At 71.4% G+C, this 25662-nt stretch carries 25 protein-coding genes and 2 tRNA genes; 17 read left to right on the top strand and 10 right to left on the bottom strand.

The features are described from left to right. Positions 1-40 precede the first annotated feature (40 nt). From ACIP5M_RS19705 to ACIP5M_RS19695, 3 genes are read left to right on the top strand one after another with little or no spacing between them, the layout of a single operon-like run. Complete coding sequence (locus ACIP5M_RS19705) at positions 41-1735, top strand: TerD family protein (protein ID WP_401198664.1); 1695 nt, start codon at positions 41-43, stop codon at positions 1733-1735. A 20-nt stretch (positions 1736-1755) separates the two neighbouring features. Further along, entirely contained in the window at positions 1756-2436 is a 681-nt protein-coding gene (locus ACIP5M_RS19700; protein ID WP_401199071.1) for an AIM24 family protein, read from the top strand. 17 nt (positions 2437-2453) lie between these two features. Then, positions 2454-3209, top strand: a complete 756-nt coding sequence (locus ACIP5M_RS19695; protein WP_401198663.1) for an AIM24 family protein — start codon at positions 2454-2456, stop codon at positions 3207-3209. Positions 3210-3291: 82 nt separating this feature from the next. On the opposite strand, the gene ACIP5M_RS19690 is transcribed toward ACIP5M_RS19695, so the two are convergent. Both ACIP5M_RS19690 and ACIP5M_RS19685 read right to left on the bottom strand, forming a co-directional pair. Then, positions 3292-3822 (bottom strand): NUDIX hydrolase, encoded by a 531-nt coding sequence (locus tag ACIP5M_RS19690; protein ID WP_401198661.1) that lies wholly within the window; start codon positions 3820-3822, stop codon positions 3292-3294. Continuing rightward, positions 3819-5228, bottom strand: coding sequence for a zinc-dependent metalloprotease (locus ACIP5M_RS19685; protein WP_401198659.1), 1410 nt, complete (start codon positions 5226-5228; stop codon positions 3819-3821). Before ACIP5M_RS19685 ends, ACIP5M_RS19690 begins: the two co-directional genes overlap by 4 nt. A gap of 192 nt (positions 5229-5420) precedes the next feature. On the opposite strand from ACIP5M_RS19685, the gene ACIP5M_RS19680 reads away from it, so the two are divergent. From ACIP5M_RS19680 to ACIP5M_RS19665, 4 genes are all read left to right on the top strand, one after another. Further along, on the top strand, positions 5421-6599 hold the full coding sequence (locus ACIP5M_RS19680; RefSeq protein WP_401198657.1) for an SDR family oxidoreductase: 1179 nt from the start codon (positions 5421-5423) through the stop codon (positions 6597-6599). Positions 6600-6829: 230 nt separating this feature from the next. Next, on the top strand, positions 6830-7291 hold the full coding sequence (locus ACIP5M_RS19675) for a molybdenum cofactor biosynthesis protein MoaE (protein ID WP_401198655.1): 462 nt from the start codon (positions 6830-6832) through the stop codon (positions 7289-7291). A 191-nt stretch (positions 7292-7482) separates the two neighbouring features. Further along, entirely contained in the window at positions 7483-7689 is a 207-nt protein-coding gene (locus ACIP5M_RS19670) for a hypothetical protein (protein ID WP_401198653.1), read from the top strand. A 116-nt stretch (positions 7690-7805) separates the two neighbouring features. Further along, positions 7806-8897, top strand: a complete 1092-nt coding sequence (locus tag ACIP5M_RS19665; protein WP_401198652.1) for a PDZ domain-containing protein — start codon at positions 7806-7808, stop codon at positions 8895-8897. A 39-nt stretch (positions 8898-8936) separates the two neighbouring features. On the opposite strand, the gene ACIP5M_RS19660 is transcribed toward ACIP5M_RS19665, so the two are convergent. Next, positions 8937-9497: a PPA1309 family protein gene (locus ACIP5M_RS19660; RefSeq protein WP_401198650.1), complete on the bottom strand. Its 561-nt coding sequence runs from the start codon at positions 9495-9497 to the stop codon at positions 8937-8939. A gap of 137 nt (positions 9498-9634) precedes the next feature. Here ACIP5M_RS19660 and ACIP5M_RS19655 point away from each other — a divergent pair, with 137 nt between their 5' ends. From ACIP5M_RS19655 to ACIP5M_RS19640, 4 genes are all read left to right on the top strand, one after another. Then, positions 9635-12526, top strand: coding sequence for a UPF0182 family protein (locus ACIP5M_RS19655; RefSeq protein ID WP_401199069.1), 2892 nt, complete (start codon positions 9635-9637; stop codon positions 12524-12526). A gap of 49 nt (positions 12527-12575) precedes the next feature. Then, positions 12576-12649: transfer RNA gene (locus ACIP5M_RS19650), tRNA-Met, on the top strand. A 195-nt stretch (positions 12650-12844) separates the two neighbouring features. Further along, positions 12845-14716: a tetratricopeptide repeat protein gene (locus tag ACIP5M_RS19645; protein ID WP_401198649.1), complete on the top strand. Its 1872-nt coding sequence runs from the start codon at positions 12845-12847 to the stop codon at positions 14714-14716. Between the two features lie 91 nt (positions 14717-14807). After that, positions 14808-14881 (top strand) — tRNA-Met (locus ACIP5M_RS19640). A 144-nt stretch (positions 14882-15025) separates the two neighbouring features. Here the strand turns inward: ACIP5M_RS19640 and ACIP5M_RS19635 are convergent. Continuing rightward, the gene (locus ACIP5M_RS19635; RefSeq protein ID WP_401198648.1) at positions 15026-15442 is read right to left on the bottom strand and encodes a Fur family transcriptional regulator; all 417 of its coding nucleotides are present in this window, start codon (positions 15440-15442) and stop codon (positions 15026-15028) included. Between the two features lie 130 nt (positions 15443-15572). Between ACIP5M_RS19635 and ACIP5M_RS19630 the strand changes: the two genes are divergently transcribed. Further along, positions 15573-17042 carry a catalase gene (locus ACIP5M_RS19630; protein WP_401198647.1) on the top strand — a complete coding sequence of 490 codons (1470 nt, stop codon included), beginning with the start codon at positions 15573-15575 and terminating at the stop codon, positions 17040-17042. 99 nt (positions 17043-17141) lie between these two features. Here ACIP5M_RS19630 and ACIP5M_RS19625 read toward each other — a convergent pair whose 3' ends face one another. Then, the gene (locus ACIP5M_RS19625) at positions 17142-17534 is read right to left on the bottom strand and encodes a cyclic nucleotide-binding/CBS domain-containing protein (protein ID WP_401198645.1); all 393 of its coding nucleotides are present in this window, start codon (positions 17532-17534) and stop codon (positions 17142-17144) included. A 157-nt stretch (positions 17535-17691) separates the two neighbouring features. Further along, positions 17692-18495 carry a histidinol-phosphatase gene (gene hisN, locus ACIP5M_RS19620; protein WP_401198643.1) on the bottom strand — a complete coding sequence of 268 codons (804 nt, stop codon included), beginning with the start codon at positions 18493-18495 and terminating at the stop codon, positions 17692-17694. Positions 18496-18620: 125 nt separating this feature from the next. Here hisN and ACIP5M_RS19615 point away from each other — a divergent pair, with 125 nt between their 5' ends. Next, entirely contained in the window at positions 18621-19163 is a 543-nt protein-coding gene (locus ACIP5M_RS19615; protein WP_401199067.1) for a TetR/AcrR family transcriptional regulator, read from the top strand. Here the strand turns inward: ACIP5M_RS19615 and ACIP5M_RS19610 are convergent. The 4 genes from ACIP5M_RS19610 to ACIP5M_RS19595 form a co-directional block, all read right to left on the bottom strand. Beyond that, positions 19129-19452: a multidrug efflux SMR transporter gene (locus ACIP5M_RS19610; protein ID WP_030225858.1), complete on the bottom strand. Its 324-nt coding sequence runs from the start codon at positions 19450-19452 to the stop codon at positions 19129-19131. The two genes, ACIP5M_RS19615 and ACIP5M_RS19610, sit on opposite strands and share 35 nt — an antisense overlap. A gap of 146 nt (positions 19453-19598) precedes the next feature. Next, positions 19599-20609, bottom strand: a complete 1011-nt coding sequence (gene rsgA, locus ACIP5M_RS19605; protein WP_401198641.1) for a ribosome small subunit-dependent GTPase A — start codon at positions 20607-20609, stop codon at positions 19599-19601. An 8-nt stretch (positions 20610-20617) separates the two neighbouring features. Next, complete coding sequence (gene aroA, locus ACIP5M_RS19600; protein ID WP_401198639.1) at positions 20618-21964, bottom strand: 3-phosphoshikimate 1-carboxyvinyltransferase; 1347 nt, start codon at positions 21962-21964, stop codon at positions 20618-20620. A gap of 53 nt (positions 21965-22017) precedes the next feature. Further along, a complete protein-coding gene (locus tag ACIP5M_RS19595) occupies positions 22018-22731 on the bottom strand; it encodes a M50 family metallopeptidase (RefSeq protein WP_401198637.1) in 714 nt (237 codons plus the stop codon). Positions 22732-22784: 53 nt separating this feature from the next. On the opposite strand from ACIP5M_RS19595, the gene ACIP5M_RS19590 reads away from it, so the two are divergent. The 4 genes from ACIP5M_RS19590 (at position 22785) to rsrA (ending at position 25609) form a co-directional block, all read left to right on the top strand. Further along, positions 22785-23603 (top strand): SOS response-associated peptidase, encoded by an 819-nt coding sequence (locus ACIP5M_RS19590; protein ID WP_401198636.1) that lies wholly within the window; start codon positions 22785-22787, stop codon positions 23601-23603. Positions 23604-23659: 56 nt separating this feature from the next. After that, on the top strand, positions 23660-24298 hold the full coding sequence (locus ACIP5M_RS19585; RefSeq protein WP_401198635.1) for an alpha/beta family hydrolase: 639 nt from the start codon (positions 23660-23662) through the stop codon (positions 24296-24298). Positions 24299-24662: 364 nt separating this feature from the next. Further along, complete coding sequence (locus ACIP5M_RS19580) at positions 24663-25307, top strand: sigma-70 family RNA polymerase sigma factor (RefSeq protein WP_030709911.1); 645 nt, start codon at positions 24663-24665, stop codon at positions 25305-25307. Further along, positions 25304-25609: a mycothiol system anti-sigma-R factor gene (gene rsrA, locus ACIP5M_RS19575; RefSeq protein WP_401198633.1), complete on the top strand. Its 306-nt coding sequence runs from the start codon at positions 25304-25306 to the stop codon at positions 25607-25609. Before ACIP5M_RS19580 ends, rsrA begins: the two co-directional genes overlap by 4 nt. Positions 25610-25662 lie beyond the last annotated feature (53 nt).

The following is a 25662-nucleotide window of genomic DNA, read 5'->3' as shown; positions in this document are numbered from 1 at the left end:
GGCACGCATTCACAGTCGGGATGGGGGACGGTCGTTACGTATGGCCAGGGAATTCCAACGCGGCCACAAGGCCAAGATCAGTGATCTGACAGCGGGCACCGATCTGTACGTGGGCGTGCAGATCGCCGGGCCCGGACTCACCTTCGACATCAGCTGTTTCGGGCTCGACGCGAACGAGCAGCTGTCGGACGACCGCTACTTCGTCTTCTTCAACCAGCCGAAGTCGCCCGAGGAATCCATCCAGCAGCTCGGCGCCCAGTCCGGCGACACCGAATCCTTCCGGGTCACCCTGGACCGCATTCCGGCCTCCATCCACAAGCTGTCCTTCACCGCCACCATCGACGGCGCCGGGCAGATGTCGCAGATCGGGCCGGGCTACATCCGGATCGTCGCGGGTGGCGAAGAGGTCGTCCGGTACGCCTTCAACGGCTCGGAGTTCACCACCGAGCGGGCCGTCATGCTCGGCGACTTCTACCTCAAGGACGTGTGGCGCTTCGCGGCCGTCGGCCAGGGCTTCGACGGCGGGCTCGAGGCGCTGCTGAAGAACTTCGGCGGCGAGGTCGCCGAGGAGCAGCAGCCGCAGCAGCAGGTCCCGCCGCAGGCGGCGGCCGCGCCCGGCTTCGCCCCGCCGGCCCAGGGGGCCGCCCCCGCCCCCGCCCCCGCCTTCGGCGCCCCGGCCCCGCAGGCCCCGCAGCCCCCGGCCCCGGCACCCGCTCCGAACTTCGGCGCGCCCGCCCCGGCCCCGCAGGCTCCGCAGCCCCCCGCCCCGCAGCCCCAGGCGTACCAGCAGCACACCGCGCCCACCATGGCGGCGCCGCTCGCCCCGCCGGCCCCCGCGCCGTACGGCCAGCCGCCCCAGCAGCAGCCCCCGTACGGCCAGGCGCCCGGCCCGTACCCGGGCCAGACCCCGCCGCCCGCCCCGGCCCCCGCGCCCTACGGGCAGCAGCCGGGCTACGGCCAGGTACCGGGCCAGATGCCGGGCCAGGCCCCGGGACAGTTCCCGGGTCAGGTCCCCGGCCAGCAGCCGCCGTACGGCCAGCAGCCCGGCTACGCCCCGCAGGCCGCCGCCCCCGCGGCCGGTCTCGCCGCCGCTCTCCAGCCGTACAAGGAAGCCCCCACGGGCACCCGCTGGACCCCGCAGAACCAGCAGCTCATGCGCGTCGACCTGGCCATGGGCGGGCAGGCCGTCCTCGCCCGCCAGGGCAGCATGGTCCTCTACCAGGGCAAGGTCGACTTCAGCTACAAGGGCGCGGGCTTCGCCGGCCGCATCGTCGGCAACGCCACCGGCCAGGAGATGCAGCTCATGCGCTGCACCGGCCGCGGTCAGGTCTTCCTCGCCGAGAACGGCGCCCACCTGCACGCCATCGAGCTCCAGGGCGACGGGATCTGCGTCTCCGCCGAGGCCGTCCTCGCCTTCGACGAGTCGCTCCAGCACGAGGTCCGCCGCATCGAGGGCCACGGCATTCCCGGCGGCGCCCTGTTCACCATGCAGTTCCAGGGCACGGGCACGGTGATCGTCAAGACGCACGGCGTCCCGGTCGTCCTCCCCGTCACCCCGACCACCTTCGCGGACAGCAACGCCATCGTCGCGTGGTCCTCCGCCGCGCAGGTGATCCTGTCCAGCCAGGTCCGGCTCCGGCGCAACGCCTACCCCGGCCACAGCGGGGAGACCGTGAACCTCCAGTTCCGCGGCGCTCCCGGCAACTTCATCGTCGTCCAGCCGTACGAGGTCTGAGGGAGCCCGACATGAACGCAATGAACCAGCAGCTCGCGGGCTTCGCCCCGACCCCGGTCACGGCCCGCATGGAGAACCACGGCCGGGCCATGCTCAAGGTCGCCATGCAGAGCGGCCAGGACCTCTTCGCCCGGACCGGCTCGATGGTCGCCTACGAGGGCTTCGTGCAGTACGAGCCCAACCCGCCGGCCGTCCGCCAGATGGCCGCGCAGTGGCTCACCGGCGAAGGCGCACCTCTGATGAAGTGCACCGGCGACGGCCTGCTCTACCTCGCCGACTACGGCGCCGACGTCGTCGTCATCAACCTCAACAACGACTCGCTCTCGGTCAACGGCACCAACCTGCTCGCCTTTGACGCACACCTCCAGTGGGGCGTCGAGCGGGTCAAGGGCCTCGCCAAGTTCGCGGGCCAGGGCCTGTTCAACGTGGAGATCGCGGGCACCGGCTGGGTCGCGATCACCTCGCGCGGCACCCCGATCGTCGTCGACTGCGGCCGCGGCGAGGACGAGACGTACGTCGACCCCGACGCGCTCGTGGCCTGGTCGCCGAACCTCAAGGTCAAGGGGAAGCGCAGCTTCAAGGCCTCGTCGATGATCGGCCGGGGCAGCGGGGAGGCCTACCAGATGGCCTTCTCCGGTCAGGGCGTCGTCGTCGTACAGCCCAGCGAGGACAGCACCGACCGGCTCCGGGTCCGGGGCTGAGGGGGAGCGGACAGATCATGCAGAGTTCACTTTTCGCCCACGCCGAGGCGCAGTCCCAGGAGCGGTACGCCGTCCAGAACCCGCAGATGCTGCGGGTTACCCTGAGCGGCTCCGACGACGTCCTCGCCCGCAAGGGCGCGATGGTCGCCTACCAGGGGATCGTCGACTTCGACGGCGAGTACCAGACCACCACCCAGCGCAACGCCCGCCGCCGCACCGGCGAGGGCCTGGACCTCATGCGCTGCTCGGGGCAGGGCACGGTCTACCTGGCCAACCTGGCCCAGTACGTGCACATCGTGGACGTGGACCAGGACGGCCTGACCGTCGACAGCAGCTATGTCCTGGCCATGGACTCCACGCTGCACCACGAGGTCATCGCGGTGGACAGCCAGTACGGGATCTCCGGCTCCGGCAAGTACCAGCTCAACATCACCGGCCGCGGCAAGGTCGCGCTGATGACCTCCGGCCAGCCGCTGATGATGCAGGTCACGCCGGACAAGTACGTCAACGCCGACGCGGACGCGATCGTCGCCTGGTCCACCTCCCTGCGGGTGCAGATGCAGGCCCAGACGCACTCCAGCGGCGTCTGGCGGCGGCGCGGCAACACCGGCGAGGGCTGGGAGCTGAGCTTCCTCGGCACCGGCTTCGCGCTCGTACAGCCCAGCGAGGTGCTGCCGCCGCAGAACGCCCAGATCGGCCAGGGCGCCGCAGCCCAGTTCGGCGTGGGCCAGCACGGCTCGCGGGCGCAGAACCAGAACAACGCCTGGAACTAGCCGTTCCGGACAGTACGGCGAAGGGGCGGTCCCGAGGAGGGGTCGCCCCTTCGCCACGTCACGCCGTCACGGCCGCCCGCGCCTACGCCCCCAGCCGCGCCAGGGTCGCCTCCATCAGCCGCACCACGGAGGTGTCGGCCACCGCCGCCACCTCCTCGTACGGGAACCAGCGCAGGTCCAGGGACTCCTCGCTGATCTCCGCCTCGGCACCGGCCGGGGCCAGCGCCGCGTACTGCACGTCCAGGTGCCAGTTGCAGGGCGCCGGGATCGGATGCCGGTCCAGGCGCACCGGGCCGCCCCCGAGCAGCGTCAGCCCGGAGGCGATGCCCGACTCCTCGCGGGCCTCGCGCAGCGCCACCTCCGCCAGGGTCGCGTCGCCGGACTCGCAGTGGCCGCCCATCTGCAGCCACATGCCGAGCTTCTTGTGCAGGGTCAGCAGGACGCGCCCCCGCTCGGGGTCGATCACCAGGGCGCTGCCCGTCACGTGTCCCGCCCCGCAGGGCTTGTAGACCCCGTCGGGATGGGCCGCCAGGTGCTCCAGGTAGAGGTCGCGCAGCTCCGGCTGGTCCTCGTAGGCCTTCAGTACGAGGACCGCGTCGTCGTGCAGGCTCACTTGTTCTCGTCGCCGTCCTCTTCGCGCTTCTCGGCGGCCTCGCCGAGCATCTTGTCCAGCTCCGAGAAGTCCAGGTGCTCGCGGTGCACGAAGCCGTCCGGGTCGTCCAGGTCGGAGGCGGTCGGCAGCATGTCCGGGTGCTCCCACAGCCCGTCGCGCCCGTCGACACCGCGCGCGTCGGTCAGCGAGGCCCACAACCGCGAGGCGTCGCGCAGCCGGCGCGGCCGCAGCTCCAGGCCGATCAGCGTCGCGAAGGTCTGCTCCGCCGGGCCACCCGAGGCGCGCCGCCGGCGCATGGTCTCGCGCATGGCGTCGGCCGAGGTCAGCCGGGGCTTGGCCGCCTCGTGCACGACCGCGTCCACCCAGCCCTCGACCAGCGCGAGCGCCGTCTCCAGGCGGGCCAGCGCGGCCTTCTGCTCGGGGGTGTCCTGCGGCTGGAACATGCCGCCCTGCAGCGCCTCCTGGAGCTGCTCCGGATTCGACGGGTCGATCTGGCCGACCACGTCCTCCAGCTTCGAGGTGTCGACCTTGATGCCGCGGGCGTAACCCTCGACCGTGCCGAACAAGTGCGAGCGCAGCCACGGCACGTGCGCGAAGAGCCGGGCGTGCGCCGCCTCGCGCAGGGCCAGGTACAGCCGCACCTCCTCCGGCGGCACGCCCAGGTCCTTGCCGAAGGCCTCGATGTTCAGCGGCAGCAGCGCGGCCTTTCCGGCCGGGCCCAGCGGCAGCCCGATGTCGGTGGAGCCGACGACCTCGCCCGCGAGGGTGCCGACGGCCTGGCCGATCTGCTGCCCGAACATGGCCCCGCCCATGGAGCGCATCATCCCGAGCAGCGGGCCCGCCATGGCCTGCATCTCCTCGGGCAGCACGCCGCCCATGGCCGCGCCGACCCGCTCGGCGACCGGGTCCACGAGCTCCTTCCACACCGGCAGGGTCGCCTCGACCCACTCGGCGCGGCTCCACGCCACGGCGGTGTTGGCCCCCGAGGGCAGCGAGGTCACGCCGTCCAGCCAGTGGTCGGCGAGGCGCACGGCCTCCTCCACGGCGGACTTCTCGGCGATGCCGACGCTCATGTCCTTCACGCCGTCCGCCGTGCCCTGCGCGACGGTCTGGCGGGCGATGTCCTTGGCCATGTCCCAGTTCACGGGACCGCCCTCGTAGCTGAGCATCTGGCCGAGCTGCTGGAAGGCCGCACCGAGGTCGTTCGGGTTCATCGCACCGAACATCGCGGCGAACGGATTCTCCGCGCCGCCGGGACCGCCCGCGCCGCCCGGCAGGCCCATGCCGGGGAACCCGAACGGATTCGCCGGGCCGCCCTGGCCGCCCTGATTGCCCTTCTTCTTGCCCTCGTCGCCGTTGTCCGGCTCCTCCGGCGGAAGGCCGAATCCGAATGGGGTGTCGCTCACGGGTTTCCTCGGCTCGTAGGGCCGCCGGCGGGAGCCGACGGGCGATGGTCCGACAACACACCAAGCGTAGACACCTGACCCCGCTTGCGGGCTCGGTGCTCCGCCGACTCCTGGGCTGCGGCAGGATGGACATCACCTGGTGGGTCCGCGTCACGGCGCGTCCCTACTGAAGACAACCGCTGGAGACGCCCGGTGAGTTCCCCAGATCCGCACCTTTCGGATGAGCGCAGCGCGCCGCTCGACCCCGATACCCGCCCCGACCACGGCGACGGCGCCCACGGCGTTCGCCAGCCGCGAAACCCGGCGGCGCCCCGCAGGAACAGCCCCGTGATCGCCGTGACCGGCGCCGCGACGGGAGTGGGCGCGGCCCTGGTGAGCCGCCTGGCCTCCTCCGACGAGGTCAAGCAGGTCGTGGCGATCGACGAGCGGCGCGGGGACTGCGCGGAAGCGCAGTGGCACGTCCTGGACGTACGGGACCCGGCGATCGCCGAGAAGCTGCGGGGCGCGGACGTGGTCGTCCACCTCGCCCTCGACCTGGACCTGGAGACCGACCCGGCGGCCCGTACCGCGTACAACGTGCGCGGCACCCAGACCGTGCTCACCGCCGCCGCGGCCGCCGGGGTGCACCGGGTCGTGCTGTGCACCTCCGCGATGGTCTACGGGGCCCTGCCGGACAACGACATCCCGCTCTCGGAGGACTCCGAGCTGCGGGCCACGGCCGAGGCGACGGGCGTCGGGGACCTGCTGGAGATCGAACGGCTGGGCCGGCGTGCCCCGCGGGCGCACCCCGGCCTCAACGTCACGGTGATCCGCCCGGCGGTCCTGGTCGGCGGCACCGACACCGCCCTGACCCGGTACTTCGAGTCCCCGCGGCTGCTCGTGGTCGCCGGATCCCGGCCGACGTGGCAGTTCTGCCACGTGGAGGACCTGGTCAGCGCGCTGGAGTACGGGGCCCTGGAGAAGGTCGAGGGCGAGCTCGCGGTGGGCTGCGAGGGCTGGCTGGAACAGGAGGAGGTGGAGGAGCTGAGCGGTATCCGCCGCATGGAACTCCCCTCGGCGGTCGCCCTGGGCGCGGCGGCCCGCCTGCACCGGATCGGCCTGACGCCGTCTCCCGCCGGGGACCTCGCGTACACGATGCATCCCTGGGTGGTCAGCGTCAGCGGGCTGCACGCGGCGGGGTGGCGGCCGCGCTGGACCAACGAGGAGGTCCTGGCCGAGCTGCTCCAGGAGGTGGCGGGGCGGCACACGGTGGCCGGCCGCAGGCTGGGCCGCAAGGACGCCGCGACCGCCGCGGGCGCCGCCGGTGCGACCGTGGCCCTGCTGGGCGCCGCCGCGGCGGTCCGCCGGGCCCGGCGGCGGCGCGGCCTCTAGGCTCCGGCGGGGCTTTCGGGGCTCCGCCCCAGGACCCGCGCCTCACACGCCGGCGGGGCCGGATTCGGCCCGCCCGGGCGAGGCTGATTCGGCCCGTCGGATGCGCAGAGACGAGGAGCAGCAGGGGCCGCGCCACCAGGGCTTCTCTGTAGGAGGCTCCCAAGCGGAGCGGCGCGGCACGGGTGAAAGAGCTATTTCGCCGCGTCAGCGGCTAGGGCACGATGGACCGTATGGCACCGCACTTCGATCACCCCGGCGAGCAGGCCGCTCAGGACCCGATCCGGCTGCTCGCGATCCGTGAGACCCCGCTTTCGATCGACGAGGTCTTCCAGGCCGTCGGCGACGATGCGACGGGCGGTACGACGCTCTTCGTCGGCACGGTGCGCAACCACGACAGCGGGGCGGACGTCGATTCGCTCGGCTACTCCTGCCACCCGACGGCCGAGGCCGAGATGCGCCGGATCGCCGAGCGCGTCGTGGCCAAGTACCCGGTCCGCGCCCTGGCCGCCGTGCACCGCGTGGGCGACCTGGCCGTCGGCGACCTGGCGGTCGTCGTCGCCGTGTCCTGCCCCCACCGCGGCGAGGCCTTCGAGGCCTGCCGGATGCTGATCGACGACCTCAAGCACGAGGTTCCGATCTGGAAGCACCAGACCTTCGCCGACGGCACCGAGGAGTGGGTCGGCGCCTGCTAGGGACTTCGACCAGGCTCCGTAAGACACGCCCTGGCGCCAACCCGGACCCCGCCCGCGGAGGCGCCCCCGGCAGGGGGTAGCCTCCACCCGTTCGGCCGCGCAACACGCCCTCGATTTGCGTAACCCCTTCCCGGGCACCAGCGTTGAAGCCACAACGAAACGTACGCACTTCGGGGTAGGGAGGCAGGCCCATGGCGTCTCTGGCGTGGTTGCTGATTCCGCTGTTCGCCGCGATCGGCGCGGGGATATGGGGCAGCTGGGCGGCTCGCGACCGCACGCAAGGCGACATATCCGAGCTCGCCGGATACGCCCGCTTCCGTGAAGCCATGGACAAGGCCGACACAGCAGACCAGACCAGAGCGAAGGCAGAGGCCCACTCCGGTTCCGACGCCGTCTGAGCGTCCCGTGAGAATCCTGCGGCCCACCTGAAACCCGTCTGAGACTTTCGCCCGCGGGCCCCGTACGGACCGGCCCCGGGGGCCGCCCGCCAGGGCCGTCCCGTACTGTCGGATCCATGCCACGCCGCACCGCGACGATGCTCGCCTCCACCCTCGTGCTGTTCGCGCTGCTCTGCGCAGGCTTCTTCATCAAGGTCCCGTACTCGGAGATGAGCCCGGGCCCGACCGTGAACACCCTCGGCGACTCGCACGGCGAGCCCGTCCTCAACATCTCGGGGCGCAAGACGTACCCGACCAGCGGTCACCTCAACATGACGACCGTCCGCGTCACCGGCGCGGACTACGACATGAACCTGCTGGAAGCGGTGTACGGGTGGCTGGCCGACGACAACATCGTCGTGCCGCACGAGAACCTCTATCCCGACGGCAAGACGGACGAGCAGTCCACCCAGGAGAACGCCGAGGAGTTCAGCCAGTCGCAGCAGAGCGCCAAAGTGGCGGCGCTGAAGCAGCTCGGCATCCCGGTCACCGCACGCGTCATCGTCGCCTCCGTGGTCAAGGACAGCCCCTCCGACGGGAAGCTGCACGCGGGCGACGTGATCAAGGCCGTGGACGGCGCGCCCGTCACCGCTCCCGAGGACGTGGCCAAACTCGTCACCAAGCACAAGCCCGGCGAGCCGGTCGAGTTCACCATCGTGCCCGCCGCGGAGGCGGCCGAGGCGGCGAAGGCGAACCGCGAGCCCACCGGATCCACCAAGGTCACGATCACCGCCGCCAAGGCGGAGGGCGACGGCCACGCCATCGTCGGCATCCGGGCCGGTACCGACCACACGTTCCCGTTCACGATCGACATCAAGCTCGCCGACGTGGGCGGCCCCAGCGCCGGCCTGATGTTCGCCCTCGGCATCGTCGACAAGCTCACCCCGGAGGACCTGACGGGCGGCAGGTTCGTCGCGGGCACCGGCACCATCGACGACGCGGGCAAGGTCGGCCCGATCGGCGGCATCCAGATGAAGACCATCGGCGCCCGCAAGGCCGGCGCCGAGTACTTCCTGACGCCCGCCGAGAACTGCGCCTCGGCGGCCAGGAACGTGCCCGACGGCCTGACGCTGGTGAAGGTCTCCACCATCGACGACGCCACGAAGGCACTGGAGAAGATCAGCAAGGGGGACCGGGCCGGGCTGCCGCACTGCAGCGCCACGCCCTGACCGGTCCGCCCCCGCCCGCACGCGGCTGCGAGAAGGCCGCTACGAGAAGGTCGCCGCCAGCGCCTCCGCCAGTCCGGGCACCAGGTTCCCGCCGGTGAGGACCTCCGTGGAGGAGTCCTTCTCGCGCAGCCGTACGGCCGACTCGCGCGAGCCGTCGCGCAGTACGGCCACCGTCAGCCGGACCTCCTGCCGCTCCGGGTGTCCGGCCACCCACTTCGCCAGCTGCTTGTCGCTCAGCCCCTCCGGTACGGAGGCCTCCGCGGACGGCGGCAGCATCAGCCGCTCGACCGTCAGCGCGCAGCCGACGACGGCGTCGGGCCAGGCGATGGTGCCCAGGAACTTGTCGAGCGGGGTCCCCGACGGGACCTCGTCCTGCTCGATCGGGGTGAGGGAGGACTTGCCGGCGTCGTCCTGGTCGAGGCCGAGCTGGCTCGCCAGGCGCGGCTCCTGCTTCTTGAGCCGGGCGGTGTCGACGAGCGCGAACAGCCGTGCGGGCTTGTCCCAGCCGAGTCCGGCCGCGTACTCGTCGATCTCGAGGCAGGCACGGGTCAGCGGGCTGGCCGCCATCGGCGTGCCGGGGGGAGGGGGAAGGTTGGACATGGACAACATCCTGCCTCCTTTCCACCCGATACCGGGAACTGACTAAAGCCTCAGTAAGTTGCATGAGTGGGCCCTACGATCGGGGGCCCGTTCATTACCAGACAGCGACTTTCGAGGTGCGCACCTTGGCTTTCCAGATGCCGGACCGCGGCGGAGGCCCTTCCGGGCCACGGATGAGAGTCGGCCGCCCGTCCCGGCGAGCCCGCACTCTCCTCATGACCCTGGGCGTGCTGGCCGTCCTGGCCATGCTCTTCATCATGTTCGCGGGCTTCTGGACCGACTGGCTCTGGTTCCGCTCCGTGAAGTACTCCAGCGTCTTCACCACCACCCTGTGGACCAAGATCGGCCTCTTCGCCGTCTTCGGCCTGCTGATGGCCGGTGCCGTGGGCCTCAACATCTGGCTGGCGCACCGGCTGCGGCCGCCGCTGAGCGCGATGTCGATGGAACAGCAGAGCCTCGACCGCTACCGGATGAGTGTCGCCCCGTACAAGAAGTGGCTGCTCCTGGGCATTTCCGTGCTTGTGGGCCTGATCGCGGGCGCGTCGGCGGCCGGCCAGTGGAAGACCTGGCTGATGTATGTGAACGGGGTGCCCTTCGGGCAGAAGGACCCCGAGTTCCACATGGACGTGTCCTTCTACACCTTCGACCTGCCCTGGTACCGCTTCCTGCTCGGCTTCGGCTTCGCCGCGGTCGTGCTGTCGGTGATCGCCGCGGCCGTCGTGCACTACCTGTACGGCGGACTGCGCGTGACGAGCCCGGGCGCCCGGGCCACCGCCGCGGCGACCGGGCACCTGTCGGTCCTGCTCGGCCTGTTCGTCTCCCTCAAGGCCGTCGCCTACTGGCTCGACCGGTACGGGCTCGCCGTGAAGTCCAGCGACTTCAAGGCGGCGGACAACTGGACCGGCCTGCGCTACGTCGACGCGAACGCCTACCTCCCGGCGAAGACGATCCTCGTCGCCATCGCCGCGATCTGCGCCCTGCTGTTCTTCGCGACGCTGTGGCGCCGGACCTGGCAGCTGCCCGTCATCGGGTTCGGCCTGATGGTGCTCTCGGCGATCCTGATCGGCGGGCTCTACCCGGCGATCGTGCAGAAGTTCCAGGTCCAGCCGAACGAGCAGGCCAAGGAATCGCCGTACGTCGAGAAGAACATCAAGGCGACGCGCGACGCCTACGGCATCGCCGCCTCCGAGGTGAAGGACTACCCGGGCGTACCGGCCGCGGGCACGGACAAGAACCAGCTGCGCAAGGCGGCCGACACGACCGCCAGCGTCCGCCTGCTCGACCCGAACATCGTCTCGCCGGCCTTCCAGCAGCTCCAGCAGGTCAAGGGCTACTACGCCTTCCCGTCCACGCTCGCCGTGGACCGGTACAGCGGGCAGGACACGGTCATCGGGCTGCGCGAGCTGAACATCGGCGGCATCCCGAAGAACAACTGGATCAACGACCACTTCAAGTACACGCACGGCTACGGCGTGGTCGCCGCCAAGGGCACCACGGTAGGTGACCAGGGCGCTCCGGACTTCACCCAGTCCGACCTCCCGTCCAAGGGCATGTTCGGCACGGACTTCGAGCAGCGCATCTACTACGGCGAGCAGACGAAGCAGTACTCGATCGTCGGCGGACCGCAGAAGGAGCTCGACTACTCCGACGACAAGGGCGAGAAGGAGACCAGCTACAAGGGCGACTCCGGCGTCAACCTCGACAACCCGTTCAACCGGGCCGCGTACGCGCTCACCTTCTCCGAGCCGCAGATCCTCTACTCCGGAGCCATCGGCGACGGGTCGCGGATCCTCTACAACCGCACGCCCAAGGACCGCGTCGAGGCCGTCGCGCCGTGGCTGACCATCGACGGGGCGCCGTACCCGGCGGTCGTGGACGGCCGGATCAAGTGGATCGTCGACGCGTACACGACGACCAACGGCTACCCGTACGCCTCGCGCACCACGCTGGGCCAGAGCACCGCGGACTCACTGACCAACAGCCAGCGCGCGGTCGTGGCCCAGGAGAACCAGGTCAACTACATCCGCAACTCGGTGAAGGCCACGGTCGACGCGTACGACGGCACGGTCAGCCTCTACCAGTGGGACACGCAGGACCCGGTCCTGAAGACCTGGATGAAGGCGTTCCCGGGCACGGTGAAGCCCAAGGGCGAGATCTCCAAGGCGCTCATGGACCACCTGCGTTACCCGCAGGACCTCTTCAAGGTCCAGCGCGAGCTGCTGACCCGCTACCACGTCACCGACCCGCAGACCTTCCTCAGCGGCAGCGAGGCCTGGGCCGTCCCCGACGACCCGACCACCAAGGCCGGTACGGCGGTTCCGCCGTACTACCTGTCGATGAAGCTGCCGCACCAGACGGAGAAGGACCAGGTCTTCTCGCTCACGACGACCTTCACGCCGAACGAGCGGGACAACCTGAGCGCCTTCATGGCGGTCAACGCCGATCCGGGCACCCCGGACTACGGCAAGATCAGCGTCCTGAAGCTGCCGACCAGCAAGCCGGTCGACGGCCCCAAGCAGGTCCAGAGCAAGTTCCAGTCCGAACCGAAGATCGCCGAATCCATCCGCCTGCTGCGCGGTGGCGACTCGGAGGTCGAGTACGGAAACCTGCTCACGGTCCCGCTCGACGGCGGAATGCTCTACGTGGAGCCCGTGTACGTGCGCAGTTCGGGACTCAAGTACCCGCTGCTGCGCAAGGTGCTCGTGACCTACGGCGGCCAGACGGCCTTCGAGGACTCGCTGGAGAAGGCGCTGAACGTGGTCTTCGGGGCCGAGGCTCCGACCACGCCCGTGCCGCCGACGTCTCCCACCTCGCCGACGAACCCGACCACCCCGCCGACCGCGCAGGACCCGACGGTCAAGGCGGCCCTCGCCGACGCGCAGAAGGCCATCGAGGAGGCCGACAAGGCCATGAAGGCCGGCGACTGGACGGCGTACGGCAAGGCGCAGAGCGACCTCCAGGCGGCGCTGAAGCGGGCGATCGACGCGGAGGCGAAGCTGACGGCGCCCACCCCTGGCGGCGGCCAGTGACCACGCGGTAATGGTTCCGTCCCGCGTCGTGATACTGTGGTTTCACCGACGCGGGGTGGAGCAGCTCGGTAGCTCGCTGGGCTCATAACCCAGAGGTCGCAGGTTCAAATCCTGTCCCCGCTACTGAAGACGAAGGCCCGGATCCAATGGGATCCGGGCCTTCGTCATGTCCGGTGGGGGGACACGCGGTAGCTGAGACGGGTGAGTTGGAGCGGGAGCGTGTTTGACTTGACTCTCTATGGGCATGTCGACAAAACGCTGTAGTGACCTCACTGGCTGCGACATACCAGGTGTACGCGGGTAGCAGGTGATGCGACGATGGGATTTATGGGGGACAGGTCAACTCTGCTGGAGACAGGGCGGTTTGCGAGGGCAGTAGCCGAACCGGGTACCGGAGCCGGTGGCACGGCTCATGCTGACAACGCGCAGACCCCACTGACCGATGCGGGTTTCTTGGACAAGCACGGCGCGGAAGACGTGTTCGCCGAGACCGACGCGGCGAGCGACGCCGAGCTCGAGGCACGCCACCGGGTGGCGGCCGACAAGGGCGACCCCGGCGCCATGAGCGTGCTCGGGGCGCTGCTGCTGCGCCGCGGCGACCTGGCCGGGGCCGAGCCGTACCTCCGCGCCGCCACCGCGGAAGGGGACCGGGCCGCCGCCAACAACCTGGGCGTACTGCTGCACCAGCGGGGTTACCCCGAGGAGGCCGCCAGCTGGTGGAGGGTCGCCGCCGTCGCGGGGTCCGCGCCCGCCGCGCACGCCCTGGGTCGTCACTTCCGCGAGCGCGGGGACGAGCCGGCCGCCGAGTACTGGCTGCGCCAGGCGGCGGAATCCGGCCACGCCCTGGGCGCGTACGGGCTGGCCGACCTGCTGGAGCACCGGGGGGACAACGGTGTCGAGCGGTGGTTCCGCGCCGCGGCCGAGCAGGGGCACCGCGAGGCGGCGTACCGGCTGGCCAGGCACCTGAGGAAGGGCGACCCGGCGGAGGCCGAGCAGTGGTACCGGCAGGCCGCCGCGCGCGGCCACCGGCGTGCGGCGCTGCACCTGGGCGCCCTGCTGGAGGCCCGCGGGGAGCTCAAGGAGGCCGGGCGCTGGTACCTGACCTCCGCCAAGCAGGGCGAGGCCCGGGCGGCCTGCGCCCTCGGCTTCCTGCTGCGCGACGCCGGTGACGAGGACAGTGCGGCCGCGTGGTGGCACCGGGCCGCCCAGGACGGGGACGGCAACGCCGCGAACGCGCTGGGCGCGCTGCACGCCGCCCGGGGGGAGACCCAGACCGCGGAGAAGTGGTATCGCGCCGCCATGGACGCGGGCGACCAGAACGGGGCGTACAACCTTGCTTTGCTGTGCGTCGCACAGGACCGCACCGCACAGGCCGAGCAGTGGTACCGGCGCGCCGCCTACGCGGGTCACCGCGAGGCGGCCAACGCGCTGGCCATCCTGCTCCTGCAGGGCGGGGACGCGGCGGGCGCGGAGCCGTGGTTCTCGAAGGCCGCGGAGGCGGGCAGCGTGGACGCCGCCTTCAACCTCGGGATCCTCTTCGCCAGCCGGGACGAGGACCGCACGGCACTGAAGTGGTACGAGCGCGCCGCCTCGGCGGGACACACCGACGCGGCCCTCCAGGTCGGCATCGCGCTCGTCCGGGACGGCGAGGAGCGGGCGGCCGAACGGCACCTGCGGTGCGCGGCGGGCGGCGGCAGCGCGGAGGCGGCCTTCCGGCTGGCCGCGCTGCTGGAGTCGCTGGCCCCGCCGCCGGAGCCGGTGGCGCTGGGCGAGCCGGTGGGCGGCGCCCCGCGGACCGAGAGCGAGGAGTGGTACGAGCGGGCCGCCGAGCTGGGGCACCGGCGCGCCCAGGTGCGGGTCGGCATGCTGGCCGCCGCCCGGGGCGACCTGGAGGCCGCCGCGCGGTGGTACCGGGAGGCGGCCGAGGCCGGCTCCCGGAACGGCGCGTTCAACCTGGGGCTGCTGCTGGCCCGCGAGGGGAGCGAGCCGGAGGCCGCGCTGTGGTGGACGCGGGCCGCGGTGGCGGGCCACGGCCGTGCGGCGCTGCGGCTGGGGCTGCTGGCCGCTCGTCACGGTGACTTGGCGGAGGGGCAGAAGTGGTGCGTCCGGGCCATGGAGCTGGGCCCGGAGGAAGTCTCGGAGCGGGCGGCCCGGCTCCGGGAGGCCCTCGCGGAGGAGCTCTCGGCGTGACCCCGGCCGGGGGCCGGACGCGGTGGGGCGAGGCGGAAAGTTAAGCGATTTGCATCTGGCGAGGGGCCTCACGTAGAGTCGTGTTTACCGACGCGGGGTGGAGCAGCTCGGTAGCTCGCTGGGCTCATAACCCAGAGGTCGCAGGTTCAAATCCTGTCCCCGCTACTGAAGACTGAAGGCCCGGATCCTCTGGATCCGGGCCTTCAGCCGTTCCCGGCGTTCCCGGCGCCGGAAGGCGCGGGCAAAGGCGTGCAAGGCATGCAAGAAGGGCCCGGGAGCAGCCGCTCCCGGGCCCTTCTTCATGTTCTGCTACGCGGCGGCGCAGTTCGGGCAGATCCCGCGGTACGTCACCTCGACCGCCGACACCACGAAACCGAAGCGCTCCGTGTCCGGCAGGTCGGAGAGGGGATTGCCGGCCGGGTGGACGTCGCGGATCGCGCCGCACTGGGCGCAGACCAGGTGTTGGTGGGGCCGGTGGGCGTTGGGGTCGTACCGCTTGGCGCGGCGGTCCGTGGACACCTCCAGGACCTCGCCCAGGGTGACGAGCTCGCCCAGCGTGTTGTAGACGGTCGCGCGCGAGATCTCCGGCAGCTTCGCCACGGCGCGCGCGTGCACCTCGTCGGCCGTCAGGTGAACGTGGTCACCGTCGAGCACCTCGGCCACGACGCGCCGCTGTGCCGTCATGCGCCAGCCGCGTCCGCGAAGTCGTTCCAGCAGGTCACTCATGGACACCAGCCTAACAGCGAGGGGATCAGGTGTAACTCCCGAACCCGTGCGGATTTGGATGCTTACTTGACTTAGACAAAGTCCATCGTAGGATCGGGTACGGCAAACGCCAGGGACAGGACATGCAGGTATGACGCAGGAGGCGCACGTGACGCAGGGACCGCTCACCACGGAGGCCGGGGCTCCGGTCGCCGACAACCAGAACAGTGAGACCGCGGGCGTCGGCGGCCCCGTTCTGGTCCAGGACCAGCTCCTGCTCGAGAAGCTCGCCCACTTCAACCGCGAGCGCATCCCGGAGCGCGTGGTGCACGCCCGCGGCGCCGGCGCCTACGGCACCTTCACGCTGACCCGCGACGTCTCGCAGTGGACCCGCGCCAAGTTCCTCTCCGAGGTCGGCAAGCAGACCGAGACCTTCCTGCGCTTCTCGACCGTCGCGGGCAGCCTCGGCTCGGCCGACGCCGTCCGTGACCCCCGTGGCTGGGCGCTGAAGTTCTACACCGAAGAGGGCAACTACGACCTCGTCGGCAACAACACCCCGGTGTTCTTCATCAAGGACGCCATCAAGTTCCCGGACTTCATCCACACCCAGAAGCGCGACCCGTACACCGGCTCGCAGGAGGCGGACAACGTCTGGGACTTCTGGGGTCTGTCGCCCGAGTCCACCCACCAGGTGACCTGGCTGTTCGGTGACCGCGGCATCCCGGCCTCCTACCGCCACATGAACGGCTACGGCTCCCACACGTTCCAGTGGAACAACGAGGCCGGCGAGGTCTTCTGGGTCAAGTACCACTTCAAGACCGACCAGGGCATCAAGAACCTCACCCAGGCCGAGGCCAACAAGCTCGCCGGTGAGGACCCGGACAGCCACCAGCGCGACCTGCGCGAGGCCATCGAGCGCGGCGACTTCCCGTCCTGGACCGTGCAGGTCCAGATCATGCCGGCGGCCGAGGCGGCCGAGTACCGCTTCAACCCGTTCGACCTCACCAAGGTGTGGCCGCACGAGGACTACCCGCCGATCGAGATCGGCAAGCTCGAGCTCAACCGCAACCCGGAGAACGTCTTCGCCGAGGTCGAGCAGAGCATCTTCAGCCCGGCCCACTTCGTCCCCGGCATCGGTCCCTCCCCGGACAAGATGCTCCAGGGCCGTCTCTTCGGCTACGGCGACGCCCACCGCTACCGCGTCGGCATCAACGCCGACCACCTGCCGGTGAACCGCCCGCGCGCCACCGAGGCGCGCACCAACTCCCGTGACGGCTACCTGTACGACGGCCGCCACAAGGGTGCGAAGAACTACGAGCCGAACAGCTTCGGCGGCCCGCACCAGACGGACCGCCCGCTGTGGCAGCCCATCGCGCTGACCGGCGGCACCGGCAACCACGCCGCCCCCGTGCACCGCGAGGACAACGACTTCGTCCAGGCGGGCAACCTCTACCGCCTGTACTCCGAGGACGAGAAGTCCCGTCTGATCGAGAACCTGTCCGGCTTCATCGCCAAGGTCTCCCGTGACGACATCGTCGAGCGGGCGATCAACAACTTCCGCCAGGCGGACGGCGACTTCGGCAAGCGGCTCGAAGCCGCGGTCCAGGCCCTTCGCGGCTGACAGGGATCGCTTGCCGTAGCAGGACGGCGGGCCGGAATCCTCCTCGGAGGGTTCCGGCCCGCCGTCGTTCCCGGAGCGGGGGCAGCGGGTGCGCAGTTGCTACGCGGACACCGCGCGCCGCGCCGGCGCCCAGCAGCGGATGACGTCGCGTACGGAGACGATGCCCACGGGGCCGCCGTGCTCCAGCACGATCAGGTGCCGGAAGCCGCCGTGCGCCATCGCCTCGGCGGCTTCCTGCACGGTGGCGTCGGGGGTGCAGAACACCACGTTGTTGGTGGTGTGCGCGCCCACGGACTCCCGGTCGGGATCGTGTCCCGCGCCGAGGGAGTTGAGGATGTCGCGCTCGGTCAGGATGCCGATGCCGCTGTGGTCGGGATCGAGTACGACGGCTGCGCCGACGCGCCGGCCGGACATCAGGCAGGCCGCCTGCCGGAGGGTGTGAGCGGGTCCGAGGGTGAGGATCACGGTGCTCATTGCGTCACGGACGAGCATGAAGAGAGCCACCTCCTGGGGTGAGCCCCCCGCTTGGGTGGGTGAACCCGTGGACGCCTCCTTGAGAAGGCCTTCACAAGCGCACAAGCGGGTGGATTCTCAGATTCCCATGGACACGAAGGGTCATCAAGAGGGCGCGCTCGGTTCGTACGGTCCGTCAGGCGCGCGGGCGCAGCAGCTCCAGCATCTCCTCGTGGAGCAGCCCGTTCGACGCCGCCGCGTTCCCGCCGTGGACCCCGTCCACCCCGTCCAGGCCGGTGAACCGGCCGCCCGCCTCCTGGACCACGACCGCGATGGCCGCCATGTCCCAGAGGTTCAGCTCCGGCTCGGCGCACAGGTCCAGCGAGCCCTCCGCGACCATCATGTACGGCCAGAAGTCGCCGTAGCCGCGCGTACGCCAGCACGCCCGGGTCAGGTCCAGGAAGCCGGCGAGCCGGCCCTGCTCCTCCCAGCCGCTCAGCGAGGAGTACGCGAACGAGGCGTCGCCCAGCGTGCTCACCTTTGACACGCCGATCGCCGTGGTCTCGCCGAGCGCGCCGCCCGCGTACGCGCCCGCTCCCTGCGCCGCCCACCAGCGCCGGCCGAGCGCCGGCGCGGACACCACGCCGACCACCGGGCGGAAGACCCCGTCGGCGCCCTCGGCCATCAGGGAGATCAGGGTCGCCCAGACGGGGACCCCGCGCACGTAGTTCTTCGTACCGTCGATCGGGTCGACGACCCAGCGGCGCGGGCCGCTGCCCTTCAGGCCGTACTCCTCGCCGAGGATGGCGTCGTCGGGGCGCGCGGCCGCGATGCCCGCCCGGATGACCTCCTCGGCGGCCTTGTCGGCCTCGCTCACCGGGGTCATGTCCGGCTTCGTCTCGACCTTCAGGTCGAGGGCGCGGAACCGCTCCATCGTGGCGGCGTCCGCCGCGTCGGCGAGTTCGAGGGCGAGGCGCAGGTCATCGTCATACTCGGGCATGCCCGAACAGTATCGAGACTCCCGGACCCCGACCAACGGCGTCCACACTGCGGCCGGGAGGCGCCCTTGACAGGACCTGTCGCCCCGTCAACCCTGGCCAGGGAGCCAATCGGGGAGGCGTGACCATGCCGGCAGCCCGGGAGTCCTTGCTGGAGGCGGCGGGAGCGGCGCTCTCGGCGCGCCCCTGGCCGGCCGTGCGGATGGTGGACGTGGCGGCTGCCGCCGGGGTGTCCCGGCAGACCCTCTACAACGAGTTCGGCGGCAAGGCGGGCCTGGGCCGCGCCCTGGTCCTGCGCGAGGCCGAGCGCTACCTGCAGGGCGTGGACCGGGCCCTGTCCGTCCCGGCACAGGCCACCGAGCGCCTCGCCGCCGTAGCCGAGTGGACCGTACGGGCCGCCCGCGCCCAGCCCCTCGTACGGGCCCTGCTCACCGGGTTCTGGGACGCCGCCCTGCCCGCCGGCGGTGTCCGGGCGCCCGGGCCGGGCGAGCTGGCCCGCGCCGTCCGCGACCGGGCGGCCGCCGCGCTGCCGCCCGGGGAGGGCGTACAGCGCTGCGAGCTCGCCGTACGGCTCGCCCTGTCCTACGTGGTCGCCCCGGGCGAGGAGCCGGGGGCGGGGGAGCTGCTGCGGCTGCTCAATGGGCAGATCCGGACAGCTGGAGCCCGATGACCCCGAGGATCACCAGGGAGATCGAGACGAGCTTGAGGGTGGAGACCAGGTCCCCAAGGAAGACCATGCCGTAGATCGCCGTCCCCGCCGCCCCGATGCCGGTCCACACCGCGTAGGCCGGACCCACGTCCAGCTTCTTGAGGGCCAGCGTCAGCAGCCCGAAGCTGCCGAGCGCGAAGCAGGCGAAGGCGATGGTGGGCCACAGCCGGGTGAAACCGTGGGACAGCTTCAGGCAGACCGCGAAACCGGTCTCCAGGATTCCCGCGACCACGACGAGCAGCCACGCCATGTCGAATGCCTCCCCGCGTCACGTGACGGCACGTCACTTGGTGCGATTATGCATTTATCCCGGCATGATCCCCGACAAACACGAGTGAACCCGCCCCGCGCGAGGAACACCGGGTCAGAACACCGCGCGAGGAAACACCGCGCTGATCAGTCGCCTTCGCGGCGCTCGCGGGTCTCCAGCAGCCGCCGCAGCGAATACAGCCGTGCCGGATCCGCGTGGCCGTCCTCCACCCACGTGTCGAGCGCGCAGTCCGGCTCGTCGTGGCTGCACGCCCGCGGGCACCCCTCCGTCCCCGGCACCAGGTCCGGGAAGGCCAGGATCACCCGGGACGGGTCCACGTGGTGCAGGCCGAAGGAGCGCACGCCCGGGGTGTCGATGACCCAGCCGTCGCCGTCCGGCAGCGGCAGCGCGAGCGCCGAGGTCGTGGTGTGCCGGCCGCGGCCGGTCACCGCGTTGACATGGCCCGTGGCGCGCTGGCGGCCCTCGGCGACCAGCGAGTTCACCAGGGTGGTCTTGCCGACGCCGGAGTGGCCGACGAAGGCGGTGATCCGGCCGGTCAGCCGCTCGCGCACCCGGTCGGCCGCGTCGCCCGCCGCGAGCTCCTCGCGGTTGGTCACCACGTAGTTCACGCCGAGCGTCGAATAGATCTCCAGGATCTTGTCGGCGGAGGTCAGGTCGGACTTGGTGAGCACCAGCAGCGGCTCCAGCCCGGCGTCGTACGCCGCGACCAGGCAGCGGTCGATCATCCGCGGCCGCGGCTCGGGGTCGGCCAGGGCCGTGACGATGGCCAGCTGGTCCGCGTTGGCCACGACCACCCGCTCGTACGGGTCGTCGTCGTCGGCCGTGCGCCGCAGGACGGACTTGCGCTCCTCGATCCGCACGATGCGGGCGAGGGTGTCCTTCTTGCCGGACAGGTCACCGACGATCCAGACCCGGTCCCCGACCACCGCCGCCTTGCGGCCCAGCTCCCTGGACTTCATGGCGGTGACCGTGCGGTCCTCGACCAGGCAGGTCAGCCGCCCGCGGTCGACGGTCAGGACGAAACCCTCGGAGGCGTCCTCGTGCTTGGGCCGGATGCTGGTCCGGGGCCGGTTGCCCTTGGGGTTGGGGCGCTGCCGGATGTCGTCCTCGTCGGTGTGCTTGCCGTACCTGCGCATGACGGGCCCTACGCTCCCGCTCCCGTTCCCGCGAGCATGTCTGTCCACATCTTCGGGAAGTCCGGCAGGGTCTTCGCGGTCGTCGCCACGTTCTCGATCTCCACGCCCTTGACGGCCAGGCCGATCACCGCGCCCGCGGTGGCCATCCGGTGGTCGTCGTACGTGTGGAAGGTGCCGCCGTGCAGCGGGCGCGGCCGGATGTGCAGCCCGTCGGCGGTCTCGGTGACATCGCCGCCGAGGCCGTTGATCTCGGCGGTCAGCGCCGCCAGCCGGTCCGTCTCGTGCAGCCGCAGGTGCGCGACCCCGCGCAGGGTGGACGGGGAGTCCGCCAGCGCCGCGACCGCCGCGATGCCCGGAGTGAGCTCGCCGACCTCGCTCAGGTCGGCGTCGATGCCGGTGATCCGGCCGGTGCCGGTGAAGACCAGGCCCGCGTCGGTCAGCTCGCACGAGCCGCCCATCGCGGTGAAGAGGTCCCGCAGCGCGTCACCGGGCTGGGTGGTGTGCTCGGGCCAGTCGGGGATGGTGACCGTGCCGCCGGTGATCATGGCGGCGGCCAGGAAGGGCTGGGCGTTCGAGAGGTCAGGCTCCACGACCAGATCGCGGCCGAGCAGCGCGCCGGGGGAGACCCGCCAGACGTTCTTCTCGCCGCCCGCCTCCGGGGTGTCCACCTGGGCACCCGCCATGCGCAGCATGTCCACCGTCATCCGGATGTGCGGCATCGACGGAAGGGTGGCGCCCACGTGCCGGACCTCGATGCCCTGGTTGAAGCGCGGGGCGGAGAGCAGCAGCGCGGAGACGAACTGCGAGGAGTTGCTTGCGTCGATCTCGACCGTGCCGCCCTCCAGGGCCCCGCCGCCCTGGACGGTCATGGGCAGCGCGCCCCGGCCGTCGTCGTCGATGCGCGCGCCCAGCGTCCGCAGGGCGCTGATGACCTGGCCGAGCGGGCGCTCGTAGGAACGAGGGTCGCCGTCGAAGCGGATGTCGCCGTCCGCGAGGGTCGCGACCGGCGGCAGGAAGCGCATGACCGTGCCCGCGTTGCCGACGTCCACGGTGGTCGGGCCGTGCAGGGCCGCCGGGATGACCCGCCAGGCCTCGCCGCCCGCGCCGTCACCGGCGGAGCTGGAGGAGACGGTCTCCTCGATGCCGACGCCCATCGCGCGCAGGGCGTCCGCCATCAGCTGCGAGTCGCGCGAGCGCAGCGGGCGGCGGACCCAGCCCGGCTCGGCGGCGATCGCGGCGAGCACGAGGGCCCGGTTGGTGACCGATTTGGACCCCGGCACGGTGACGGTGGCGTGGACGGGCCCGTCCGCGAGCGGAGCGGGCCAGAGGGCGTGGAGCGCGGGGGTCTCGGTCATGGCCCCCACTTTAGTGGCTTCCCCGAACCCCGGATCTTGATCGCTGCGCCGTCTCAGAGGTCGAGAAGCCAACGCCCGCCGCCCACCAGCGAGCACAGCGCGACGACGTGGAACAAGAGCAGCCACACCACCGGGTGCACGTGGGTGAGCCGGCCCAGCTGGTCGGCGTCGGAATCGGGCGCCCCGCCGTGCCGGCGCTTGGCGCCGAGCTCGAAGACCGGCCGGACCCCGCCCAGGAGCAGGAACCAGACCACCCCGTACGCGAAGACGGCCTGTACGTCGGCCGGGGTCAGCCAGGAGACCAGGACGAACAGCGCGCCCGTCAGCACCACCGTCAGGGCACCGTACGCGTTGCGGATCATCACCAGCATCGCCGCCAGCAGGGCGGTCGCCGCCCACAGGAGCAGGGTGATCCGGTGCGCCGACAGCAGCACCGCGCCGCCCAGCCCGAGCAGCGACGGGGCCGTGTACCCGGCGGCGGCGGTGAGGATCATCCCGAGCCCGGTCGGCTTGCCCCGGCTGACGGTGACGCCGCTGGTGTCGGAGTGCAGCCGTATCCCGTCGAGCCGCCGCCCCGTCACCAGTGCGAGCAGGCCGTGCCCGCCCTCGTGCGCGATGGTGATGGCGTTGCGCGACAGCCGCCACAGCGGGCGGGGGCCGACGGCGGCGAGCGCGGCCAGCCCCGTCGCGATCACCAGCCACCGGTCGGGCGCTGCCTGTATACCCGTCAGCCGGTCCCAGAGACCGGACGCGGTGCTGCTGTCCATGAGGTGGCGGACTCCTTGCGGTGGTGGGCGGGTGACGTGGCAGTGTGGCACGCATGTGCGGAAGGTATGCGGCGAGTCGCAAGCCCGAGGACCTGGTGGAGGCCTTCGGCATCGAGAAGTGGGAGCCGGAGGAGACGCTGGCCCCGGACTGGAACGTGGCGCCGACGAAGGAGGTCCACGTCGTCCTCGACCGTCCCCTCAAGGACGCTCCGGACCGCCGTCCGGTTCGCCAGCTGCGCGTCCTGAAGTGGGGGCTCGTGCCCTCCTGGGCCCAGAACCCCGACGGCGCCGCCCGGATGATCAACGCGCGGGCCGAGACCGTGGCCGAGAAGCCCTCCTTCCGCCGCCCCTTCGCTCAGCGCCGCTGCATCATCCCCGCCGACGGCTACTACGAGTGGGTCACCGCCCACGACGAGCGGCAGCTGGAGGTGGAGGGGAAGAAGAAGCGGGCCCGCAAGCAGCCCTACTTCGTGCTCCCCTCCGACGGCTCGGTCTTCGCCATGGCCGGGATATACGAGTTCTGGCGCGACCGGACCGTGCCCGACGCGGACCCCCGCGCCTGGTGGGTGACCTGCTCGGTGATCACCACCGAGGCCGAGACCGGGCCGCTGGGCGTGGCTCCGGCCGAGGGCCCGCGCTCGCTGTCCGAGATCCACCCGCGGATGCCGCTCATGCTGACCCCGGACCGCTGGGACGCCTGGCTGGACCCCGCGAACACCGACACCGAGGGCTCGCTGCGGGACCTGCTGGCGCCGCCGCCGGGCGGACTGATGCGGGCCTACCCGGTGTCGACCGCCGCGAGCAACGTACGGAACAACGGGCCGGAGCTGCTGGAGGAACTGGCCGCGCCGGAAGAGGGCACGCTCTTCTAGTGCGGTGACCGGAACGGTTCACCGGGGCGCGGCGCCGGCCCGGGCACCATGGGGGCATGACCACGCGTACCGAGAGCGTCGACACCCCGGCGGGCGAGGCCCGCATCACCTGGCACACCGCCCCCAAGGCCGATCTCGTGCTGGCCGTGAGCCACGGCGCGGGCGGCGGCATCGAGGCCCGGGACCTCCGGGCGCTGGCCGCCGCGCTGCCCGCGCGGGGGATCACCGTGGCCCTGGTCGAACAGCCCTGGCGGGTCGCGGGCAAGAAGGTCGCCGCAGCCCCCCGGGTACTGGACGAGGGCTGGCGCGGGCTGTGGCCCGCGCTCGCGAAGGCCGGGCCGCCGGTGGTCGCCGGAGGGCGGAGCGCCGGGGCCCGGGTGGCCTGCCGGACCGCCGCCGAGCTGGGCGCCGCCGGGGTGCTGGCGCTGGCCTTCCCACTGCACCCGCCGGGCAAGCCGGAGAAGTCCCGCGCGCAGGAGCTGCTCGGCGCCGGGCGGCCCACCCTGGTGGTGCAGGGCGGCCGCGATCCCTTCGGGCGCCCCGAGGAGTTCCCGCGGGGCCCGCACACACTGGTGGAGGTCCCGTACGGGGACCACGGCTTCGCGGTGCCGAAGAAGGCGGAGCTCACCCAGGAGGAGGCCCTCGCGGTGATCACCGGGGCGGTGGGGGAGTGGCTCGAGGGGCTCTCCGTCTGACCGCGGCGAACCGCGACACGGCCCCCGCGGGCCCGGACCTGACGGATTCCGGCGGCTCCGGCGCGTGACGGTGGCCACTGCTGCCGCCGCGGCCGGGTGAAGGGCCGAAAACCCACCGCTCCCGGGGGAATGCGCCGCTCGGCCCTTCTGTTGTCCCGGATGTCGGTACGCACGGTGAACGTCGGAGGAGAGGGAGCGCATGACCCAGGTCATCAGCCACAACCGTCCGCAGGCCGCTGACCTGGACTGGACGGTGCTGCCCGCACCCAGGCGCGGCTCGCTTCGGGCGGCGGAGGGCCGGGATGGTCGACTATTCTCCGATTCGAGCGGATCCGCTTTCGGAGCCGCCACGCAGTCGGAGGAGGTGGGTCCTGTCGCTGGGACCGACGAAGGCCACGCGGAGGAGACGACCCCCGAGCGCAATGCGCGCTTCGAGCGGGACGCCCTCGGCTACCTCGACCAGATGTACTCGGCCGCGCTGCGCATGACGCGCAATCCGGCCGACGCCGAGGACCTGGTCCAGGAGACGTATGCGAAGGCGTACGCGTCCTTCCACCAGTTCCGCGAGGGCACCAACCTCAAGGCGTGGCTGTACCGCATCCTGACCAACACCTTCATCAACTCCTACCGCAAGAAGCAGCGCGAGCCCCAGCGCAGCGCGGCGGAGGAGATCGAGGACTGGCAGCTGGCGCGCGCCGAGTCGCACATGTCGACCGGACTGCGCTCCGCCGAGTCGCAGGCGCTCGACCACCTGCCCGATTCCGACGTGAAGGAAGCTCTCCAGGCCATTCCGGAGGAGTTCCGCATCGCGGTCTACCTTGCCGACGTAGAGGGGTTTGCGTACAAGGAGATCGCGGACATCATGGGTACACCCATCGGTACGGTCATGTCGCGACTGCACCGTGGCCGCCGTCAACTCCGCGGAATGCTGGAGGACTATGCCCGTGAGCGCGGGCTGGTGCCCGCCGGCGCGGGAGAGTCGAACGACCGGAAAGGCTCGGGCTCATGAGTTGCGGAGAGCCGCACGAGACGGAGTGCTCTGAGGTCCTGGACCACCTTTATGAGTTCCTCGACCATGAGATGCCCGACAGCGACTGCACCAAGTTCGAGACACACTTCGGCGAGTGCAGCCCCTGTCTGGAGAAGTACGGCCTGGAGAAGGCCGTGAAGAAGCTCGTGAAGCGCTGCTGCGGTTCGGACGACGTGCCGACCGATCTGCGCTCGAAGGTGATGGGCCGGATCGAGCTGATCCGGTCGGGGCAGGCCGTGCCCGATCACGACATCACAGCGGAGGAAACCGCCGCCGGCTGACAAGGCCGGCGGTTCTTTGAACCCTCGCCCCCGGACGGGTACTTCGTTCACTC

Source organism: Streptomyces sp. NPDC088762, from assembly GCF_044750905.1.
Lineage (GTDB): Bacteria > Actinomycetota > Actinomycetes > Streptomycetales > Streptomycetaceae > Streptomyces.
Note: the sequence above shows the minus strand (reverse complement) of the source record. Positions and strands in the feature narration are given on the sequence as shown.

Bases quoted from the DNA above. Each gene is read 5' to 3' on its own strand.
- ACIP5M_RS19635 (WP_401198648.1), bottom strand. From the start codon at position 15,442: ATGAGTGACCTGCTGGAACGACTTCGCGGACGCGGCTGGCGCATGACG.
- aroA (WP_401198639.1), bottom strand. From the start codon at position 21,964: ATGACCGAGACCCCCGCGCTCCACGCCCTCTGGCCCGCTCCGCTCGCG.
- ACIP5M_RS19700 (WP_401199071.1), top strand. From the start codon at position 1,756: ATGAACCAGCAGCTCGCGGGCTTCGCCCCGACCCCGGTCACGGCCCGC.
- ACIP5M_RS19670 (WP_401198653.1), top strand. From the start codon at position 7,483: ATGGCGTCTCTGGCGTGGTTGCTGATTCCGCTGTTCGCCGCGATCGGC.
- rsrA (WP_401198633.1), top strand. From the start codon at position 25,304: ATGAGTTGCGGAGAGCCGCACGAGACGGAGTGCTCTGAGGTCCTGGAC.
- ACIP5M_RS19705 (WP_401198664.1), top strand. From the start codon at position 41: ATGGCCAGGGAATTCCAACGCGGCCACAAGGCCAAGATCAGTGATCTG.
- ACIP5M_RS19695 (WP_401198663.1), top strand. From the start codon at position 2,454: ATGCAGAGTTCACTTTTCGCCCACGCCGAGGCGCAGTCCCAGGAGCGG.
- ACIP5M_RS19625 (WP_401198645.1), bottom strand. From the start codon at position 17,534: ATGCTCGTCCGTGACGCAATGAGCACCGTGATCCTCACCCTCGGACCC.
- ACIP5M_RS19630 (WP_401198647.1), top strand. From the start codon at position 15,573: ATGACGCAGGAGGCGCACGTGACGCAGGGACCGCTCACCACGGAGGCC.
- ACIP5M_RS19675 (WP_401198655.1), top strand. From the start codon at position 6,830: ATGGCACCGCACTTCGATCACCCCGGCGAGCAGGCCGCTCAGGACCCG.
- ACIP5M_RS19590 (WP_401198636.1), top strand. From the start codon at position 22,785: ATGTGCGGAAGGTATGCGGCGAGTCGCAAGCCCGAGGACCTGGTGGAG.
- ACIP5M_RS19655 (WP_401199069.1), top strand. From the start codon at position 9,635: ATGCCGGACCGCGGCGGAGGCCCTTCCGGGCCACGGATGAGAGTCGGC.
- ACIP5M_RS19610 (WP_030225858.1), bottom strand. From the start codon at position 19,452: ATGGCGTGGCTGCTCGTCGTGGTCGCGGGAATCCTGGAGACCGGTTTC.
- ACIP5M_RS19595 (WP_401198637.1), bottom strand. From the start codon at position 22,731: ATGGACAGCAGCACCGCGTCCGGTCTCTGGGACCGGCTGACGGGTATA.
- rsgA (WP_401198641.1), bottom strand. From the start codon at position 20,609: ATGCGCAGGTACGGCAAGCACACCGACGAGGACGACATCCGGCAGCGC.
- ACIP5M_RS19660 (WP_401198650.1), bottom strand. From the start codon at position 9,497: ATGTCCAACCTTCCCCCTCCCCCCGGCACGCCGATGGCGGCCAGCCCG.
- hisN (WP_401198643.1), bottom strand. From the start codon at position 18,495: ATGCCCGAGTATGACGATGACCTGCGCCTCGCCCTCGAACTCGCCGAC.
- ACIP5M_RS19585 (WP_401198635.1), top strand. From the start codon at position 23,660: ATGACCACGCGTACCGAGAGCGTCGACACCCCGGCGGGCGAGGCCCGC.
- ACIP5M_RS19645 (WP_401198649.1), top strand. From the start codon at position 12,845: ATGGGATTTATGGGGGACAGGTCAACTCTGCTGGAGACAGGGCGGTTT.
- ACIP5M_RS19615 (WP_401199067.1), top strand. From the start codon at position 18,621: ATGCCGGCAGCCCGGGAGTCCTTGCTGGAGGCGGCGGGAGCGGCGCTC.
- ACIP5M_RS19665 (WP_401198652.1), top strand. From the start codon at position 7,806: ATGCCACGCCGCACCGCGACGATGCTCGCCTCCACCCTCGTGCTGTTC.